Origin of the sequence: Xylella taiwanensis (assembly GCF_013177435.1) — a bacterium.
Classification (GTDB): Bacteria; Pseudomonadota; Gammaproteobacteria; order Xanthomonadales; family Xanthomonadaceae; genus Xylella; species Xylella taiwanensis.
In genome coordinates, this window is the sequence record NZ_CP053627.1 from 1,100,647 (window position 1) to 1,119,352 (window position 18,706).

Genomic DNA, 18,706 nt, shown 5'->3' on the forward strand with positions numbered 1-18,706 from the left:
ACTGGTAGCGAAGTAGGAGGTAACTCAAAATTTTAAATTCCTATGCAAATTGAAAGTTTTATTTATTGAGCCAACTCCGTCAAAAAATAATGAAATCAGGATTGCGCTATTCAAGTCCTATGCGATATTGGATCTAATACGTGGTATCGGGGTGTTTTCCCAGGAGGTGTTCAGCGGGTTGTTTCAGTTTTTTTACCCGCCGCTCTTATGGATCGGGACCACGTGGCGAGTCGTTACGCGATTTCTCCCTACAAGAGGTCCATGTCATCACGTATGAAATTAACAGGACGTTTCAGCTCGATAGCGAGTGTGTCTTTGATGTGTGCGGTTACCCTGATGGCTTGCAATACTGCACCACATTCTCTGGCCCGCTCTCTGCCAGAACCGGATGGACTGGTATTTTCGAAGGTGCAGTCTGAATACAAAATTGCTCCTGGCGACTTATTGCTGATCAAGGTGTTCCAGGTGGATGATCTGGAGCGTCAGGTCCGTGTGGACAACAGTGGGCGTATTACCCTGCCATTGTTGGGAAGCATTGATGTGTCCGGTAAAGGCGTGGCTGAGTTGGAACGACTCATCGCTAATCGCTACCGCGGAGGGTATCTGCAGGATCCTCAGGTTTCTGTTTTTCTCCAAGAGGCTAATGCGCGCCGTGTGACCGTGACTGGCGCAGTCACTGAGCCGGGCATCTATCCGTTGATCGGTACCAACCTGACCTTACAGCAAGCCGTTGCTCAGGCTAAGGGTGTAAACACGCTGGCGAGTCTTCAAAACGTGGTCGTATTCCGGAATGTCAAAGGCCAGAAGATGTTGGCGCGTTTTGACCTGACGCGTATTGAGCGTGGTAAGGATCCTGATCCTGAGATATACGCCGGCGATCTCATCGTTGTTTACCGTTCCGATATGCGCCTGTTCCTGCGCACTCTGGTTGAGATTACTCCCTTCGTTATGGTCTGGCGCGCGTATCGATAACTATGAAACAACAAAATCAGGTTTCGTCAACTACTTTTGATTCTTCAGAACCATCGGGTCTGAGTCTTTTGGATTTTTGGCGTGTGTTGGTCAGTGGATATCGGCTGATCATGGGGATTTCCATAAGTGTAACTTTGCTGGTGCCTGGTATTTCATTGCTGCTGCCTCGAGAATTTCGCGCGACCACGACGTTGCAGATCGAACGGGATACGTTGAAGGTAGCTAATGTCCAGAATCTGATGCCGGTAGAGTCGCCGTTGGATCGTGATTTCTACCAAACTCAATACCAGTTACTACAGAGCCGTTCGTTGGCCCTTGCAGTGATTCGTAATATGCGGTTGGATAAGGAGCCCATGTTGAAACCCCGCGTCGATAAGGTGTTGGCAAAGAAGCCCTCCATCGCAGGTGATATTCGCAAGGCTGCTGTCGAGCGCGCCCTTATCGAAATAATTTTAAGTAGTTTGAAGATCGAACCGATCCTCAACTCGCGGTTGGTACATGTGCATTTCAATTCTTCAGATCCGGTGTTATCGGCCAAGGTAGCCAATAGCTATGCAAGGATGTTCATTGAGAGTCAACAACAACGTCGTCTGCAGGCCTCCTCGTTTGCAGCCAAGTATCTTGCTGGACGCTTAGAACAGCTGCGTGCCAAGGTGGATGCGTCCGAAAGCAATTTAGTTGCCTATTCCACTGATCAAAAGATTGTTTCTGTGGATGATGACAAACCATCGCTGTCTTTGCAGAACCTCAGAGACCTGAATGCGCTGCTGGCCTCTGCGCAAGGTGAGCGGATTAAGGCCGAAGCTGCTTGGCGTCAAGCCAGTGTTTGTGACGATATGAGTGTCCCTCAGGTACTGTCCAACCCGTTGGTGCAGTCCTTACGTACCGAACAGGCGGATATGGTCGATGAATATCAGCAGAAATTGTCGATGTTCAAACCGCAGTATCCGGAGATGCAACGCCTGAAGGCAAAGATCGAAGAAAACAGCCATCAGATCAAGGCGGAAGTGCTCAATATTCGACAGTCGTTGAAGACACAGTACGAGACGACGTTGCTTCAGGAGCGTCTGTTCAACGAGCGCATTGCAGTGCTAGAAAAAGATGAATTGGATCTGCAAACGCGCCTTATCCGTTACAACATGCTCAAGCGAGAGGCTGCAACAGATCGTCAACTCTATGATGCGTTGTTGCAACGTTATAAGGAGATTAGCGCGCTTGGGGATGGCGCGAGTAACAATGTGATGGTGTTGGACCCGGCTGACGTGCCAACTCGGCCGACTTCACCGAACCTCTTAATGAACACGGTATTGGGTGCGATCTTCGGTCTCTTTTTAGGTTTGACGGTGGTGGTTGTGCGGTATTTCCTGCGCGAAGCGGAATGATAAATATCATTAGCGTCGACTGAAATCGGTTGTGTTGAATGAAGAGTGGTGGGTGGTTTTCAGGGATTTAGTTCTGATGCACGGTGGTCAGATTCGTTTTAAGTAAAGTGCTAGCGTTTGCCAGGGATTGATGCATGGTGGCAAACGCCGGCGAATGAAACCAACGTTGTCTGGTGGTGTCCGTCTGTTCTTCCCCAACATGCGGTGCCCAGGACATGTGAGGACTTCCATCAATGCTTTTGGCAGATCTGAACAGTGTTACTGATCTTGCTTCTTCACCACAGTTATTGTCGAAATATTCTGCAGCCGCTGATCTGAGTCTTCGTGTTTTTGATCTGACAATGGTCGTGCTCTCCGGTGTGGTGGCTTACCGCTTGTTGTTTGGCACCTGGATACTGGCGGTTCCATATCGTGTTGCGATTGGTACCACTTTGCTGTATTCGGTGATTTGTTTTTCTTTATTCCCGTTGTACCGCAGTTGGCGTGGGCGTGCTCTGGTGCGTGAATTGCTGGTGCTGAGCAGTGCGTTCTGTGGCGTGTTCACCCTATTTTCGTTGCATGCGTTGGTTGTTCAGTTGGGACAGCCTGTGTCCTGGTTGTGGATTGGTATTTGGTTCTTGGGGGTACTGTCTACCTTACTGAGCGCGCGCGTGATGCTTCGTACCATGCTCAACTGGTTGCACATGCGTGGCTTGGATGTGCAGCGTATTGTTGTGGTGGGACTGCGTCATCCTGTGATGAAGATTCATCATTATCTGAACCGTAATCCATGGACCGGCATGCAGTTAGTTGGGTATTTCAGTACCTCTTACGATGTGTCTGTATCTGAGTATGTTAGGCGTGTGCCTTGTCTTGGAACGCCGGATGGGATGTTTGACTTTCTGGAACACAATTGTGTCGAGCAAGTATGGATTTCCCTGCCTCTCGGTGAGCGTGATTACATCAAGACGTTGTTGCAGAAACTAGAGCGTTATCCGATCAACGTCAAAATTGTCCCGGATCTATTCGACTTTGGGATGCTCAATCAGTCAGGTGAGCAAATTGGTCATGTGCCTGTTATTAACCTTCGCCAAGGTGGAGTTTATCGTGATAACTACTTTGTCGTTGCTAAGACAATCCAGGATAAGATTCTGGCACTTATTGCGTTGCTGTTCCTGTGGCCGCTGCTGATCATGATCGCGATTGGCGTCAAGCTCAGTTCACCAGGTCCTGTATTGTTCCGGCAACGTCGCCACGGATTGAATGGGCGTGAGTTTTACGTGCTCAAATTTCGTTCGATGCGCGTGCATGACGATCAAGGTCAGTATCTGAAGCAAGCCAGTCGTAATGACAGTCGTGTCACCCGTTTTGGCGGGTTTCTGCGCCGTACCAGTCTGGATGAATTGCCACAAATCTTTAATGTGCTTGGCGGTAGCATGTCGATCGTTGGTCCGCGCCCGCATGCGGCTCAGCACAACACTTATTACGAAAAGCTGATTCAGCATTACATGCAACGCCATTACGTCAAACCAGGCATCACTGGGTGGGCGCAGGTAAATGGTTTTCGTGGTGAAACTCAAGAATTAAGGACAATGAAAAAGCGTATTCAGTACGATCTTGATTATATCCGGCGCTGGTCATTGTGGTTTGATTTTCGAATTCTTGTATTGACGGTAGTGCGTGTGTTTGGTCAGAAGAATGCTTATTGATACTGGGTGTGTCAGTTCACGCATAGTTGGAGCAGGGGAGCTGCTATGTTAATGCGTATGAACGGGATCACCTGGGAGCGGTTACGCAATATTCTTATTGGAATAGTGCTATTTGCTGGAGTGACCTATAACTTTTCGTTGGCCGTGATCAACGCCAAAATTTTTGTGGTTCGTCCAGTGACGACTTATGTGGTGGAGTTGGTGATTTATGTGGCCTGTTTCACGCTCGGATTGTTTGCATTGGATCGTAAGCGTGCTGCGTTGGTGATGAGTGGTCTTGGGTTTCTTGTCGCATTGACGTTGATACGGTTTTTGATGAGTTTTGATTTTGATCCAAAATTTTTCAGAGATGCATTGATTGCGTTCGCGTTTCTAGTGCTTGGCGCAGCTTATCGAGGGTCTTTAATACGTTTGTTCATGGGTATGAGTATTGTGGTGACCTTAGTTGCTTGTTTCGAGTTGGTTGTGCCTGATGTCTATGGAGACATTGCCAATCCGAAAAGTTACTTCATCAATTCACGTGGTGCCAGCACCGAAGGTTTCTGGAATGAAGAGAGCAGCTTGTATGTCAGCGCCACGCGTCCGAACGAGCGTAATTTCTTACCAGGTTCGAATTTGCCGCGTGCGTCTTCGGTGTTCATCGAGCCGGTGACAATGGGAAATTACATCATCTTTTTCGCTGCAATCGTCTTGACCTTTTGGCGTTGGATGAGTTTCTCTGAGCTGCTGCTGTCGGTTGCAATGATCGGATTTATGATCGTCGCTTCGGATGGCCGTTTGGCGACGGGTACTTGCATGTTGATGGTGTTGCTAGCGCCATTGCTAAGACGATTTGATCAGCGTTTTGGGTTTTTGCTATTTTTTGCCGTATTAGTCAGCTCTTGGTTGTTGGTTTGGATAAGCGATATTCATGAGTATAACCAGGATACGATCCTGGGTCGGATTTTCTTCAGTGTGTATTCGCTCGGTCATTTGCCGTTGGATTCCTGGTTGGGCCTGGATGTTCAGGCGTCCTATCGTTATTTCGATAGTGGTATTGCTTATTTCATCACGTCACAGTCAGTGATCACGGTGCTTGTTTTTTTGTTGACTTATTCATTCCTTTTTATCATGCCAAGTCATGAGGGGCGAGTATTTAAAAACATGGCCATATTTGCGTTCGCATTGAGTCTGTTCGTATCCAATAGTTATTTCTCGATTAAAACGTCGGCGCTGTGGTGGTTTACGTGTGGCTATCTTTGGCATTGGTCACCGCAGGCATCTGGTATGAGAAGCGCTCTGAGGCCAGCTGTAGTAACAGTACCAGGGGGAGTATCGTGAATTGCCACGAGAGATGTGGGTGGGTAGGGAGGTTCACCAGCACTCCAGCGTCGCCACAAGGTGGGCGCGATGCGCGTATCGATGCAGCGAAGGCACTAGGTATGGTGCTGGTGGTGTTCGGTCATAGCAAAGGTTTCCCAGACTGGTTTATTGTGCTGATTTACAGTTTCCCCGTGCCGTTATTCTTTCTGTTGTCCGGCTGGGTTGCTGGCATGCATACGCGTGAGCGTGGTTTCGGTGAACGCTTGTTGCAGTTGGTGCGTACCTTGCTGGTGCCATACCTGTTCTTTTTTTTTCTTGGATATCTCTATTGGTTGCTAACACGTCATATTGGTGAGAAGGCTGTGCGCTGGGGCACACATCCATGGTGGGAGCCGTTGAAAGGCTTACTGTTGGGGGTTGGAGCTGACTTATATGTGCAACCGGCATTGTGGTTTCTGCCGGCGTTGTTTGTGACCGCCTTAACCTATCATGTCTTGTCTAAGTGTGTTCCTTTACCGCGATTGGTCGTGTTGACATGGCTAGCTTCGTGGATTTGGATACAGTGGTTTCCTGGAGTGGGTACACGCCTGCCATTCGCCTTAGATGAAATGCCTGTTGCGTTGTTTTTTTTCGTTTTTGGAGCCATGGCAGCACGTGGGTCTTGGTTGCGGCTGTTCCCGAAAACAAAGCGCGGTAATCTCATTTTGCTTGCGGTGTTGTTGTTGCCTTGGTTTGGGTTGGCGTGGTGCAACACCAAAGTTGATATGAATATGCTCCTTTTTGGCGCTTCGCCGTTGCTCTTCTATGTGGTGGCATTGTTGGGTACGGCGATAGTGCTGTGTGTGTCGGCTCTGGTTGAACACTGCTCGGTCGTGCAATGGATTGGTCGCAATACGCTGTTGATTACGTGCACACATCCTTTGGTATTTTTTGTGTTTTCCGGAGTATTGTCGCTGCTCGGAATCAAGTCTGGAGTTATCTCGGCGTTATTGATTCCAGTCATAACGTTGTATTTAACTCCAATTTTTAGGTGGATATTGATGAAATGGATGCCTTGGTCACTGGGTGCAAGTTCGTCTGTGCGAATGCCTGCGAAATGATGCGAATTTCATCCGGATTGGAGACTGATTGCGTTTTGTTGCTCGATATTCTTTATTTGACATGTCCGATACCTCTTTTGTGATGTTTTAGTGTGAAAGAGCAGTACCAGGTTTTGACATATACAGATGGCTTATAGGATGCAAGGTATGCGTCTAAAGTTGCGACGGTGTGCAGTTTTTTAGGTTGTCCTTATTTAATTGGAAGTTTTTTTGTGCAACTTTTATGGGCATGGTGGTGTTGCACGCGTTGGTGACTGTATTTCTTGCTTTCCCGCGCTTGGTAGTGTCTTCCAGAGATTTTATGTGTTTGTTCTATTGACAGTGATGTCTTTGCCCGTGACCTGATGAAAGTTTTTCACGAAACCGCAATGCATCATTTGGTGCATTAATGGAGGAAGAGGTCATTCGAATTTTTTCAATCGAGAATGGAATGGGAGCACTGTGTGATGAAAGTAGTGCATGTTGTTCGTCAATTTCATCCATCGATTGGTGGAATGGAGGATGTGGTCTTCAATATTGCTATGCAGCTGCATTTGCAGGCTGGAGTTGATGCCGATGTCGTGACGTTGAACCGGGTATTTACCAAGTCTGACGTTCTTCTTCCAGCCAGTGATAAGTATCGTCATGTGTCGATTCGGCGCATTGGTTATCTTGGTTCTTCGCGTTATCCATTGGCACCAGGTGTACTGCGTATGCTGTGCACAGCGGATGTGGTTCATGTGCATGGTATTGATTTTTTTTATGATTTCTTGGCTTTGACACGCATGTTGCATGGGAAACCGATGGTCGTTTCGACTCACGGTGGTTTCTTCCATACGACGTATGCCTCTAGGCTTAAAGTGCTTTGGTTCAATACCTTGACTAGGTTGTCCGCGTTGGCTTATGCGCGAATCATTGCGAGCAGTGAAAACGACGGTACGTTGTTTGCAAAGATCGTTGCGCCGACACGATTGCGAGTCATCGAGAATGGCGTAGATGTGGAGAAATACGCAGGGTGTGGTTCTTCCGAACCTGGGCGCACGTTGTTGTATTTCGGGCGTTGGTCAGTGAACAAGGGATTGTTAGAGACTTTGAAATTGCTCGGTGCATTGTATGCGACGGATCCCCGCTGGCGCTTGATCATTGCTGGACGTGAATACGATTACGATCAGGCTGCGTTGACGCATGCGGTGGAGACGCTTGGGTTGTGTGAGCAGGTGCATTTCCATTGCAATCCGTCACAGTCGCAGCTGTGTTTGCTTATGGAGCAAGCGCAGTTTTTTGTTTCACTATCACATCACGAAGGTTTCGGTATCGCTGCGGTTGAGGCAATGAGTGCTGGATTGATTCCTGTGTTGAGTGATATCCCGCCGTTTGCGCGTCTACACCGTGAGTCCTGCTTAGGAGTTTTGGTTGATCCATTACAGCCACAGCAAGCTGCGGTTGCTGTACAGGCGCTGGCAGTACAAGCGGATGCCAATTTCATCGAGTGGCGACGTCAGGCGATGGCTTTCACTGATCGTTATCACTGGCGTCACGTGATTGGTTGTTATATCGATGAGTATCGCAGGGTGCTTGGATTGAGCTGCGAGCAGGAGTTTCTGGGATGAGCTGTATCTGTTTTGTTCTGGTTGTGTCCGGTATGTCGACACGGTGGGCTGTGCTGTTTTTTAGTGAGGTGCCATTGATAGCGAATAAACTTTATTTCCCTCAGTGCTACGTTGTGTTCTCGATTTCTGTGCAGATGCGTTACTTCTCGATGCACAAGATGCTACTAGGGCGTTGTGATCTGTGGTGCATGGAGCAGAATCCGAGGGTTGGTTTATGTGTTGTCAGTCATTCGAGCATTGTGAGGATCTGTCAGGCCGTCGAGTATAGCGATGGTGAATACACGTTGATCAATGCCTTACTGCAATATATGGCTAGGTTGCCGTGGGTGCTGTGTAGCAGCCAAATCGAATGGGTATTGCTGCTGTTGCGTCTGGCGCCGGTACCGCGGAGTGAGTCCAACGTGGTAATCGCAGAGCCGGTTGCTTTGAGTTGCGTGTTCTTGTTTCACGGTGAGCAGAATGAGGCCTTATTGATTGCTGCTAGTGTGCAGGGATGCGACAGTCTTTTTGGTGTGCTTGCGTTGCCGCAACGTGATCGACTCCGAATCGGGTGTCGGCATGACTACTGTTGTCTTGAGGTCCCGGGCCATAGCGGTGAGGTGATGATATGAGTGACAGTGTAGTCAGTGCATCTGCGGCGTCTCAGCGTAGTTTGGCTTCGCGTGCAGCTGGCGGTGCTGTGGTAACGATGCTGGGACAAGGGGCGAGAGTGGTGATGCAGTTTGCCATTATCGTGTTGTTGGCTCGGTTGTTGACCCCTCACGATTATGGTCTGATGGCGATGGTGACTGCGATTGTGGGTGTGGCCGATATTCTTCGCGATTTCGGTCTCTCTTCGGCGGCGATCCAGGCCAAGCACATCACCAACGCGCAGCGCGACAATTTGTTTTGGATTAACAGTGGTATCGGCTTGGCATTGTCATTGGTGGTATTCGGTGCGGCGCAGGTGATTGCGAATTTTTATCGTGAACCAGCGTTGGTGACGATTACGCAGGTGTTGGCGATCAATTTTTTGCTCAACGGCATGGCAACCCAATACCGCGCCAACCTTAGCCGCGAGATGCGTTTCGGTCAGCTTGCGTTGAGTGATATCGGTGCACAGGTATTGGGACTGTTGGTTGGCGTTGCTGTGGCGCTGTTGGGGTGGGGCGTTTGGGCGTTGGTGTTACAGCAGGTGGTGCAGGCTGTGATGAATCTTGCGATTGCGATGGTCTGTGCACGTTGGTTGCCAGGTGGTTATCAACGTGGTGTGCCGATGCGCACTTTCCTTAGTTTCGGTTGGAATCTAATGGTTGCACAGCTGCTTGCCTACGCGGATCGCAGTGTGGGCCAAGTGATCATCGGTTATCGGTTTGGCCCCAATGTATTGGGTTTATATAACCGTGCATTTCAGCTGCTGATGATGCCATTGAATCAAGTCATTGCACCGGCCAGCTCAGTGGCGTTGCCGGTGCTTTCTCAGTTGCAAGATGATCGTGTGCGTTTCGATGCGTTCCTATTGCGTGGGCAAACGATCATGTTGCATGTGATTGTGGCGTTGTTTGCATTCGCTTGCGCACAGGCTACCCCGTTAATTGTGTTAGTGCTTGGTGAGCAGTGGCGTCCGGCGGTGCTGCTGTTCCAGATCCTAACGTTGGCTGGTATAACTCAGAGTGCTGGTTATGCAAGTTATTGGCTGTTCTTAGCACGTGGATTGATACGTCATCATCTTTTGTTTTCCATTGTCAGTCACGTGTTGTTGGTAGTTTGCGTGTGCATTGGCGCTTATTGGGGTGTATTTGGCGTGGCTATCGGTTACAGCATCAGTCTGGCGATGATATGGCCATTGTCGATTGTTTGGGCAGCACGCGTTACACCGGTTCCTGGTTGGGAAATGTTTTTCAATGGAGTGCGTACGATCGCAGGTTACGGTTTGTGTGCATCAGTTTCCACGTATGCTTCGCAGTGGTGGGGTGGGTCTAATCTGTGGGAGCAGTTGATCGTCGGTGCTTTGGCGATGTTGGGAGCTTTTGCAGTGTTATGCGTGTTATGGACAGCATTTCGTCGTGATGTGCTGTCGATCCTTAAGATCGGTATGTTGTTTCCAGAGGTACCATCCTTTCCTCTAAGGATAATGAATAGAGTGAGGAAGGGTTCTTAATTCATCCATTTTTAAGATGTTTTGAAAATTCATAGAACACGTTAATTCAGCAACCAAGGAGCGAGTTTATGCATGCTTCTACCAATACCGGATCAAATCACGCTGCAAGTGTTTCCATGATGTCCGTTCCAGTACGTCCCAATTATCTCGTACTGTCAGCCCAAGACTATCGCACGCCAAGTCGTGCCAGTATTCATTTCATTACCGATGAACTGGCCAAGCGTGGTGACACTCGCTTCTTTTCATTACGCTACAGTCGGTTGTCTAGGTTCAAGAACGATATACGTGTCCTTCTGGATGAAACTGCCAACTGTGTAGTTGAGTACAAGGGGGTGCATTGCTATCTGTGGCGTACTTTGGTCCATCCGTTCAATACGCGTAGACGATGGTTACGCAGTGTCGAAGATATGCTCTTCCGCTGGTATGTGCAGCATCCTCCAGAGATATTGTTGCAGTGGATACGCGAAGCCGACACGATCTTGTTCGAGAGCGGCACTGCAGTGGCGTTTATTGACATGGCGAAACGACTGAACCCGCGTGCTCAGCTTATCTATAATGGTTCTGACAGTCTTAGTGCGATTAATGTTGCGTCCTATATCGAGCGTGAATTTCAGAAGGTTGCTTCAAGCTTGGCTGTGATCACTGTAGTGTCTCCCGCAATGACTAGAGAGATTCCTAGCCATGACAATGTGTTTTATGTCGGTCACGGGGTACTTCCGAATTTGGGTGAGCTTGGTGATCCATCGCCGTATGAGGAGGGTATCCATGCGGTATCGGTTGGTTCGATGTTGTTTGATCCCTTGTTTTTTGTGATTGCTGGGAAGGCATTTCCACACATTACTTTCCATGTCATCGGTTCAGGCATGGGGCGGCATCCTGATTACGGCGATAATATCGTGGTTTACGGTGAGATGAAGTACGTTGAAACCATCCGCTATATCAAACATGCGTGTTTCGGTATTGCGCCGTATGTGTCACAGCAGGTGCCAGTGTATTTAGCGGACAGTTCGATGAAACTAATGCAGTATGACTTCTTTGGCTTACCGGCGGTATGTCCGCATGCGGTGGTCGGGTCCTATCCGACACGCTTTGGCTATACCCCTGGTAATCCCATTGAATTGGTGGCTGCGGTCGAGCATGCGTTGCAGGCGCCGCATCAGCAGTCTCGTCAATATTTGAGTTGGGCAGAGATTGCCGATCGGGTCCTGGATCCTGCTTCCTATGAGGATACCCGGATATTGCCTGTGGTGTGAATGCATCTGCATCCGTGACTTTATTCTGTCAGGATTGATGGTGAACGGGGGGCATTCGATGCATGTGTAGAAGTATGGAATCATGCATCTTAATGCATGGTGTTTGGAGAATTAGATTGTATTTGAAGACTACAGTGTGCTTTTCTGTTAGCCATTTAAAAATAGCAATACCGATATGTACAATTTCATAAGATGATCGTGGGGCAGGTGCTGGTGTTATGTGATATTAGCTTGTTTCATAATTTCAAAAATAGTGACGATTGCCTCTAATTTTTTGAGTTATGAAATTTTCTTGGCAACGATGAGATGATGCTGTGTTTCCAGGCCAATCGTGGGATTCCGAGCGAATCGCAATGTTTTGAGCGTTTTGATAACTGTTCGATAAATTGGTCTGTGCATGTATCATTTTATGGAAGGTGTAATGCTTGAGGTGCGGAGGTGTACAGGAGCTTAGGAGGTTAAATCAGGCTTTTCTTTCTGCGTAATACGTTTAATAGTGGTACTCATTTGTTTTGTCTTATCTTGTCGTGATTAATGAGTGGCTTGTGAAGTGCTGATGCTATTCACAGTCTCTTCTGTTTTCAGATTGTAAGCAGTGATGTTTTTCAGGAAATGTTGGCCGCCGGTCTGGTGTTGACTATTTCGTTGTACGAGTGGGTGCGCGCGAACGATGACGCTATCCCCAGCGTTTATTTCCACAAGGGAAATCCAGGTGGCCATTCCAAGTACGACGATGATGGAGGCACAAGATAGGCACGCTAGTATTAAGTGACCAGTATTGAAGCGTGTTTGAACTTGTGAAGTAATCTTTCTGTTGATGATTTGCCCGTGCTGCGGTGTGGGCTCTTGGAGACCTTGTCGTGATGATTTCTGACATTTCTTCCGATACACCCTCTATTGAAACCACTGACAGTCTTCTGCTTGGAGGGTTTCCGGTGTTATCGATCACGCCATCTGCCTTTGTTGCTTCGTTGTACCGTAATCTGACTGAAGGAAGGCCGCAGCGCGTATTTTTTGCTAACACAAATTTCGTGGTGCAATGTCAGTCGCTCCGAATACGGATGTATTCAGAACGCGTGTGTATCCTCAACGATGGGATCGGTATGGATTTGGCTGCGTGGCTCATCCATGGCCGCCGTTTTGTTGGTAACCTTAATGGCACTGACTTGATCCCGTACCTATGCAAGCATACGCCACGTCCGTTGCGCTTTTTCTTGCTCGGTGCCAAGCCTGGTGTTGCCGATGCGGCGGCACAGACGCTGTGTCGATTGGGGCAATTAGTGGTCGGCACTTGCGATGGTTATGCGCAGTTCGCTGCCAGTGGTGAACACTTGGTCGAGTTCATTAATGCCAGCAGTGCTGATGTTTTGTTGGTTGCTTTGGGTAGTCCTCTGCAGGAGCGCTGGATTCTCGACCACGACGTGCAGTTGCACACGCCAGTGGTTTTCGCTGTTGGTGCGTTGTTCGATTTCATGTCTGGTAGTGTGCAGCGTGCGCCTTTATGGGTACGTCGTGTACACGGTGAATGGTTGTACCGATTGTTGCGAGAGCCGCGACGCTTATTTAAACGCTATAGTTGGGATGTTTTTCGATTTTTCCATGTCTGTCTGCTTAGGGGAAAGCGGCTGAATTAGTTTATGTGCCGTTTAATTTTTGATTTTTAGTATCAGCATCTGCGTCTTCAAGAGTTGCTGTTCTGGTTGGTTGTGTCTCTGGTGTTGATACTCGATTTTTAAGAGGAAAATGACAGATGTGTTTCGTTTTACTAAAAGGCGAGTCGGATATCCAGTGAGTAGGTGATCGCTGGTGATCAAGGTACTGTATGGTTTTTTCCCGGGTGTGGTGTTGCACTTGTGTATTTAGTGCAGAAGCGCTTTGATGGCTTTGTAGAACTGGGCACGAGCTTGGTATGAGTTTGGGTTGCTGCGTAGCTGGCGTACTGCGTTGCCCAGTCGTGATGCCCCAACAAAGCCGCAGCTGGCTTGTAGCCGGTGCAGGTGTCCGGATAGTGCTTGTTTGTCGTCGTGGCGTAGTGCTGTGTCGACTGCATTGCGGTTGCTTGGCAGCTCGGCCAGGAAGAGTTTTCGCATTGCGTCTAGATGGCTGTGCTGCCCCTTAAGTGCGGCCAGCCCAGCGGCTTCGTCCCAGTCTTGGCCTGGAAATGTGGGGGACACCATCCATGAGGATGCATCGCTTTCCACAGGGTTGTGTGAAAGTGCATGGTGCACGGCTTCCAGCAGGTGCTTGCTCGATAACGGTTTGACCAGTACTGCGACAAAGCCAGTGCCATGGTGGAGATGGGCATCAGCTTCAGCAGTATGTGCCAGCGCCGGTGTGTTTGGGTGCAAACGGCGTAACGAGGAGAGTAGTTCGGTGCCGTTGCCATCTGGGAGATTGATATCGATCAACCACAGGTGGTGGTGGTGGTTGCGACTGAGCGTTAGCGCTGCATCGGCCGAATTGGCCCAGTCAACTTGAGCGGGCAATGCTTCCAGAGATGTTTGTAAGAAACTACGGCTGATCGGGTCGTCCTCTACCAGCAATAGCCGTGGGTGCAGATGCTGCGTAGATTCGATCATCGGGCTGCTTCCGTGTCAGCGTTATTATCCACAGTGTATGCGCAGAATTTTTCTGAAATTCTGCTCCTGTTTATTTATTTGTACAACAGTTATTTTCTGTCATCTGGGTGGATATATGGATGGGGCGGTTGTGTTCGATGTGGAACGCAATCTGCGACAATGCTTTGAATTCTGTTTTACAGTGTTTTTTGTGGCCCGCTCTAACCATTTTGACCGTACGTCATTTCAAACGCAGATTATCGATCTTAGTCATGATGGCCGTGGGGTCGCGCGCCCTTATGGCGAGGGAGGCAAAGTGACCTTTGTCACTGGCGCGCTCCCGGGTGAGGTGGTGATGGTCGAGCCAATGGCGCATAACCGTCATTTTGACGAGGCACGTCTCGTCGAGGTGTTGCAAGCATCACCGCAACGGGTGACACCGCGTTGCCCGCATTTTGGAATCTGTGCTGGTTGTGTATTGCAGCACTTGGTTGAAGATGAGCAAATCGTGTCCAAGCAACGAGTGTTGTTGGAAAGTTTGGAGCGTATCGGCCGTGTCAGTCCCGAGCGGGTGTTGCCGGCGCTGGCTGCAGATAGCTGGGGGTATCGGCGTAAGGGTCGTTTTTCAGTGCGTCGTGTCGAGAAAAAGGGGAAGACGCTGGTTGGTTTCCGTGAGCATGATCCGCGTTTCGTTGCCGATTTGTCGATCTGCCACACAGTGATTCCGCAGATCGGTAAAAAAATTGCTCTTTTGGCAGCATTGATTGAGAGCATGAGCGGTAAGCGTGACGTGCCGCAGATCGAATTTATCGCTGGTGATGCTGTTGTGGCGTTAACGGTGCGTCACTTGCAGCCGCTGAGCGAGGACGATCGCAGAGCGCTGACTGAGTTTGGCAAGGAACATGACTTTGCGATTTTTCTGCAGCCGCATGGGGTGGACAGCGTGCATCTGTTGTGGCCTCAGGAGGTGCTGTTGGCATTCCGATTGATGCCCTGGAATGTGGAACTTGTGTTCCGTCCACTGGATTTCATCCAGGTCAATGCTGTCTTGAACGAGAAGATGATCGCGCATGCTTTGGATCTGCTCGGTGCCGGCCCCCAGCATCGCGTGCTCGATCTGTTCTGTGGCTTGGGTAACTTCACCTTGCCGTTGGCGCGTACTGTGCGTGAGGTGGTTGGAGTGGAGGGTGATATTGGGCTAGTGGCGCGGGCCAGGGAGAATGCGCAGCGTAACAGCCTGGATAATGCTGAATTTTTTGTTGCTGACTTGACCCGGGACCAACGCGGTGCGCTGTGGATGTGTCAGGGCTTTGATAAGTTGCTGTTGGATCCGCCGCGTTCCGGGGCGATTGAAGTACTCAAGCAGTTACCGTTGAAGACGTTCGAACGCATTGTTTATGTCAGTTGTCATCCTGGCTCTTTGGCACGTGATGCTGATTTCCTTGTCAACGAACAGGGCTTTGTGTTGCGTGCGGTTGGGGCGATGGACATGTTTCCGCATACTGCGCATGTGGAGAGCATTGCTGTATTCGAGTGTTGCTGAATTATCTGGCGAGATTTCACAAAGCCCCATCCGTTCTGATTTTTTCTGAATTTTATAAAATTATGCCGATCGAAATAGAACGTAAATTCCTGGTTGTTGGGGAAAGTTGGCGTGCTGCTGCGCATGTAGTCATCCCGATGACTCAAGGGTATATCAATGACCAGAAAGCATTGGGAAGCGGTGTGCAGAAAGTGTCAGTGCGGGTACGTATCCAAGGGGAGGAGGCGTATCTCAACCTTAAGTCGGTGGAACTTGGCCATACTCGCCAGGAATTCGAATATGCAATCCCTTTGAGTGAGGCGAGCGATTTACTTGCGTTGTGTGTGGGGGGATTGATTGATAAGCGTCGTCATCTGGTGCGCTATGCGGGCCACGTGTGGGAGGTCGATGAGTTTTTCGGTGATAACGCTGGCTTGGTGGTGGCTGAGATTGAGCTGGACAGTGCTGATGAGGACTTTGTGTGGCCGGATTGGCTTGGTGCTGAGGTGACTGATGACGCACGTTACTACAGTCTTGCTCTGGCTTCGCATCCGTTCGTTTGCTGGTGTGCATCGGTCTAGTTTGATCTTATGTTGCGTGTGTCCGTATTGCCCTTTGCGGCGGTGAGGCCAAGCATGAATTGTAGTGGCAACCATTGCTGCTGCTGAGCAGCGATGCCAAGAGACTTGGCGTCTTATTGGTGTGAATTGCGATGATGTGTTTGTTAAGCGGGGCGTTGTTTGCAGTGTGCGGTGGTTCTCAAGCTGGTACGAGCCCTTGAACAGGCAGTCTGACGTGTTCGGACTTATATCTTTGCGACAAGGGTGTGTTGGTGTCCCTGTGGTGCTGTGACTGGAGGTCTTTGCAATGTTACTTATTGGTGTAGCCGGTACTGCACTCAGTGCTCAGGAGATGGATTGGTTGCAGCACGATGCAGTGGCCGGAGTCGTACTGTTTAAGCGTAATTTTGCTTCACGCGCGCAAATTGTCGAGCTATCGGGTGCGCTACGTGCTGCCGCACCACGGCCACTTTTGTTGGCCGTTGATCAGGAAGGAGGGGGTGTGCAGCGTTTCCGGGAGGGCTATAGCGCGTTACCACCACTGCAAGGGGTTGGTGCATTGTACGCGTGCGATCCGGAGGTGGCGCTGGAGGTGGCGTTCGAGCACGCTTGGTTGATGGCCAGTGAAATCCAAGCCAGTGGTGTGGATTTAAGCTTTGCTCCGGTGGTCGACCTGGGGCGTGGTAACCGTGCAATTGGCAATCGTGCTTTCAGTGACGACCCGCACGTGGTTGCCGCTTTTGCTCGGGCCTACGTGCAGGGGATGCATGCTGCTAGTATGCCCGCGACGCTCAAGCATTTCCCCGGGCACGGTAGTGTTCTTGAGGATACCCACGTTGATCGTGCAGTGGATGTGCGTCCGTTGGAAACACTCGAGTGTGAGGATTTGGTGCCGTTTGCGGCAGGCATTGCTGCCGGTGCCGATGCAGTGATGATGGCACATGTGGTTTATCCAAAGGTCACACCTGAGCCGGCCGGTTTCTCTGCACACTGGATCAACGTTATTTTGCGTGGACGCATGGGTTTTCGAGGTGTAGTGTTTTCTGACGACATCGGCATGGCTGCTGTGCATAGCGTTGGTGGTGTTGCGGGCCGTGTGCACGCACATCTAGATGCTGGTTGTGACGTGGTTCTGGTGTGCCATCCGGAATTGGTTAACGAGGCACTGTCCGCTGTTGCTGGCCGTCGCGCCAACACGGCTGCTCTTATTGGCTTAATCGGTCGCGGTGCGCTTGGCTGGGATGGACTACTAGCTGATGTTCGTTATGGTTCCATTCAATCCCGTTTATTTGAACGATTTGGAACATCCACTTGATGCCTACTTTCACTATCTCCCAGACACTTGCTCAGGCCGATTTATTGGTCGACCGTCCCAGTCTTGATGCGGCTATTGCGCATATCGCCGATGACATCGCCCGCGATTACCATGGCGAGGTGCCATTGTTTGTCACCATCATGCATGGTGCGTTGCCGTTTGCCGGTCAACTGGCATTGGAGCTAGGTGCGCGCGGCCAGGACGTACAGTTCGATTCCTTGCATGCGACGCGTTACCGTGGCGAGCAGACTGGTGGCGCATTGGTGTGGAAGCATCATCCTGTCAGTGTCATGTTTGGTCGCCGTGTGATTTTGGTTGACGATATTCTTGACGAGGGTCATACCTTGTCGGAGGTACGTCAGTGGTGCCTGAAACAGGGGGCTGCTGATGTGTCGCTGGTGGTGTTGATGGTCAAGCGTCATGATCGCCGTGTACCCAATATGGCTGCTGATTATTACGGCGTCGAAGTTCCGGACCGCTATGTATTCGGTTTTGGCATGGACATCGCTGGGCAACTGCGAGGTATCCCGGCGATTTATGCGATGAGGCAGTAGGTGGATGGTGTCTATGCAAACGATTGCTCTGGCCGTGATTGGTGGCACTGGTGTTTACACTCTCTCTCAGCTCGACGATGTACAGGTGTACGAAGTTGAGACGTTTTATGGCCGCCCTTCTGGAGCGATCCGGGTTGGTATGCTGTTCGGCCAGTGTGTCGCTTTCCTGGCTCGTCATGGTGAGGAACATGCGTTGCCACCACACAAAATTAACTATCGCGCCAACATTGCCGCGTTGCAGCAACTTGGCGTCGGTCGTGTGCTAGCGCTCAATACTGTCGGCGGAATCAGCGATGCGTTTGGTCCGCGTACGCTGGTTTGTCCTGATCAATTGATCGACTATACCTGGGGGCGTGTCTCCACCTTTTGCGAGGAAGTGGGCAGTGAGGTGCTGCATGTGGATTTTGGCCATCCTTATTCTCCACTGCTGCGTAGCTGTTTACTGCGTGCAGCACGTGCTGTGGATGTCAGTTTGGTCGAATATGGTTGCTATGGAGTGACTCAGGGACCACGTTTGGAAACGATTGCAGAGATTGCCCGGTTACGCCGCGACGGTTGTCACCTGGTCGGTATGACGGGTATGCCTGAGGCTGCATTGGCGCGCGAGAAAGGTCTGGAATATGCCTGCTTGGGTATTGTCTCGAACTGGGCGGCGGGTTGTGGTGATGGAAGCGAGATCACAATGGGGGAGATTTTGTCCAATGTTGCGACAGCTTCCAGCTGTCTTCCGGAACTAATTAGTAAACTTGCGAGAGGGTGATTGTCATTCGG

16 protein-coding genes are annotated in these 18,706 nt (G+C 50.0%); 15 read left to right on the forward strand and 1 reads right to left on the reverse strand.

Annotation, left to right across the window (positions count from 1 at the left end; genetic code table 11):
- Positions 1 to 273 precede the first annotated feature (273 nt).
- The 10 genes from PLS229_RS04680 to PLS229_RS04725 all read left to right on the forward strand — a co-directional run bounded on the left by PLS229_RS04680 (position 274) and on the right by PLS229_RS04725 (position 13,060).
- The gene (locus PLS229_RS04680) at positions 274 to 972 is read left to right on the forward strand and encodes a polysaccharide biosynthesis/export family protein (protein WP_038270191.1); all 699 of its coding nucleotides are present in this window, start codon (positions 274 to 276) and stop codon (positions 970 to 972) included.
- Positions 954 to 2,354, forward strand: coding sequence for a GumC family protein (locus tag PLS229_RS04685; RefSeq protein WP_171898076.1), 1,401 nt, complete (start codon positions 954 to 956; stop codon positions 2,352 to 2,354). Before PLS229_RS04680 ends, PLS229_RS04685 begins: the two co-directional genes overlap by 19 nt.
- A gap of 233 nt (positions 2,355 to 2,587) precedes the next feature.
- Positions 2,588 to 4,042: an undecaprenyl-phosphate glucose phosphotransferase gene (locus PLS229_RS04690; RefSeq protein ID WP_038270186.1), complete on the forward strand. Its 1,455-nt coding sequence runs from the start codon at positions 2,588 to 2,590 to the stop codon at positions 4,040 to 4,042.
- A 57-nt stretch (positions 4,043 to 4,099) separates the two neighbouring features.
- Positions 4,100 to 5,362: a polysaccharide biosynthesis protein GumE gene (locus PLS229_RS04695; RefSeq protein WP_171898077.1), complete on the forward strand. Its 1,263-nt coding sequence runs from the start codon at positions 4,100 to 4,102 to the stop codon at positions 5,360 to 5,362.
- Between the two features lie 101 nt (positions 5,363 to 5,463).
- On the forward strand, positions 5,464 to 6,444 hold the full coding sequence (locus tag PLS229_RS04700; RefSeq protein WP_114867097.1) for an acyltransferase family protein: 981 nt from the start codon (positions 5,464 to 5,466) through the stop codon (positions 6,442 to 6,444).
- Positions 6,445 to 6,890: 446 nt separating this feature from the next.
- Complete coding sequence (locus PLS229_RS04705) at positions 6,891 to 8,033, forward strand: glycosyltransferase family 4 protein (RefSeq protein ID WP_038270324.1); 1,143 nt, start codon at positions 6,891 to 6,893, stop codon at positions 8,031 to 8,033.
- A gap of 239 nt (positions 8,034 to 8,272) precedes the next feature.
- The gene (locus tag PLS229_RS04710; protein WP_162814090.1) at positions 8,273 to 8,644 is read left to right on the forward strand and encodes a hypothetical protein; all 372 of its coding nucleotides are present in this window, start codon (positions 8,273 to 8,275) and stop codon (positions 8,642 to 8,644) included.
- Entirely contained in the window at positions 8,641 to 10,173 is a 1,533-nt protein-coding gene (locus PLS229_RS04715) for a lipopolysaccharide biosynthesis protein (RefSeq protein ID WP_038270183.1), read from the forward strand. Before PLS229_RS04710 ends, PLS229_RS04715 begins: the two co-directional genes overlap by 4 nt.
- 119 nt (positions 10,174 to 10,292) lie before the next feature.
- Positions 10,293 to 11,426, forward strand: a complete 1,134-nt coding sequence (locus PLS229_RS04720; protein WP_038270322.1) for a GumK N-terminal domain-containing glycosyltransferase — start codon at positions 10,293 to 10,295, stop codon at positions 11,424 to 11,426.
- Between the two features lie 863 nt (positions 11,427 to 12,289).
- Positions 12,290 to 13,060 (forward strand): WecB/TagA/CpsF family glycosyltransferase, encoded by a 771-nt coding sequence (locus tag PLS229_RS04725; protein WP_051482240.1) that lies wholly within the window; start codon positions 12,290 to 12,292, stop codon positions 13,058 to 13,060.
- A 225-nt stretch (positions 13,061 to 13,285) separates the two neighbouring features.
- On the opposite strand, the gene PLS229_RS04730 is transcribed toward PLS229_RS04725, so the two are convergent.
- The gene (locus PLS229_RS04730; protein WP_038270180.1) at positions 13,286 to 14,005 is read right to left on the reverse strand and encodes an Hpt domain-containing response regulator; all 720 of its coding nucleotides are present in this window, start codon (positions 14,003 to 14,005) and stop codon (positions 13,286 to 13,288) included.
- 190 nt (positions 14,006 to 14,195) lie between these two features.
- Here PLS229_RS04730 and rlmD point away from each other — a divergent pair, with 190 nt between their 5' ends.
- The 5 genes from rlmD (at position 14,196) to PLS229_RS04755 (ending at position 18,695) form a co-directional block, all read left to right on the forward strand.
- Positions 14,196 to 15,527 (forward strand): 23S rRNA (uracil(1939)-C(5))-methyltransferase RlmD, encoded by a 1,332-nt coding sequence (gene rlmD, locus PLS229_RS04735; protein WP_038270321.1) that lies wholly within the window; start codon positions 14,196 to 14,198, stop codon positions 15,525 to 15,527.
- Between the two features lie 62 nt (positions 15,528 to 15,589).
- Positions 15,590 to 16,087, forward strand: coding sequence for a CYTH domain-containing protein (locus PLS229_RS04740; protein ID WP_038270320.1), 498 nt, complete (start codon positions 15,590 to 15,592; stop codon positions 16,085 to 16,087).
- A gap of 286 nt (positions 16,088 to 16,373) precedes the next feature.
- Positions 16,374 to 17,381 (forward strand): beta-N-acetylhexosaminidase, encoded by a 1,008-nt coding sequence (nagZ, locus tag PLS229_RS04745; protein WP_038270178.1) that lies wholly within the window; start codon positions 16,374 to 16,376, stop codon positions 17,379 to 17,381.
- The gene (locus PLS229_RS04750) at positions 17,381 to 17,935 is read left to right on the forward strand and encodes a hypoxanthine-guanine phosphoribosyltransferase (RefSeq protein WP_038270175.1); all 555 of its coding nucleotides are present in this window, start codon (positions 17,381 to 17,383) and stop codon (positions 17,933 to 17,935) included. Before nagZ ends, PLS229_RS04750 begins: the two co-directional genes overlap by 1 nt.
- 7 nt (positions 17,936 to 17,942) lie before the next feature.
- Positions 17,943 to 18,695, forward strand: a complete 753-nt coding sequence (locus tag PLS229_RS04755) for an S-methyl-5'-thioinosine phosphorylase (protein WP_114867214.1) — start codon at positions 17,943 to 17,945, stop codon at positions 18,693 to 18,695.
- The last annotated feature ends 11 nt before the right edge of the window (positions 18,696 to 18,706 follow it).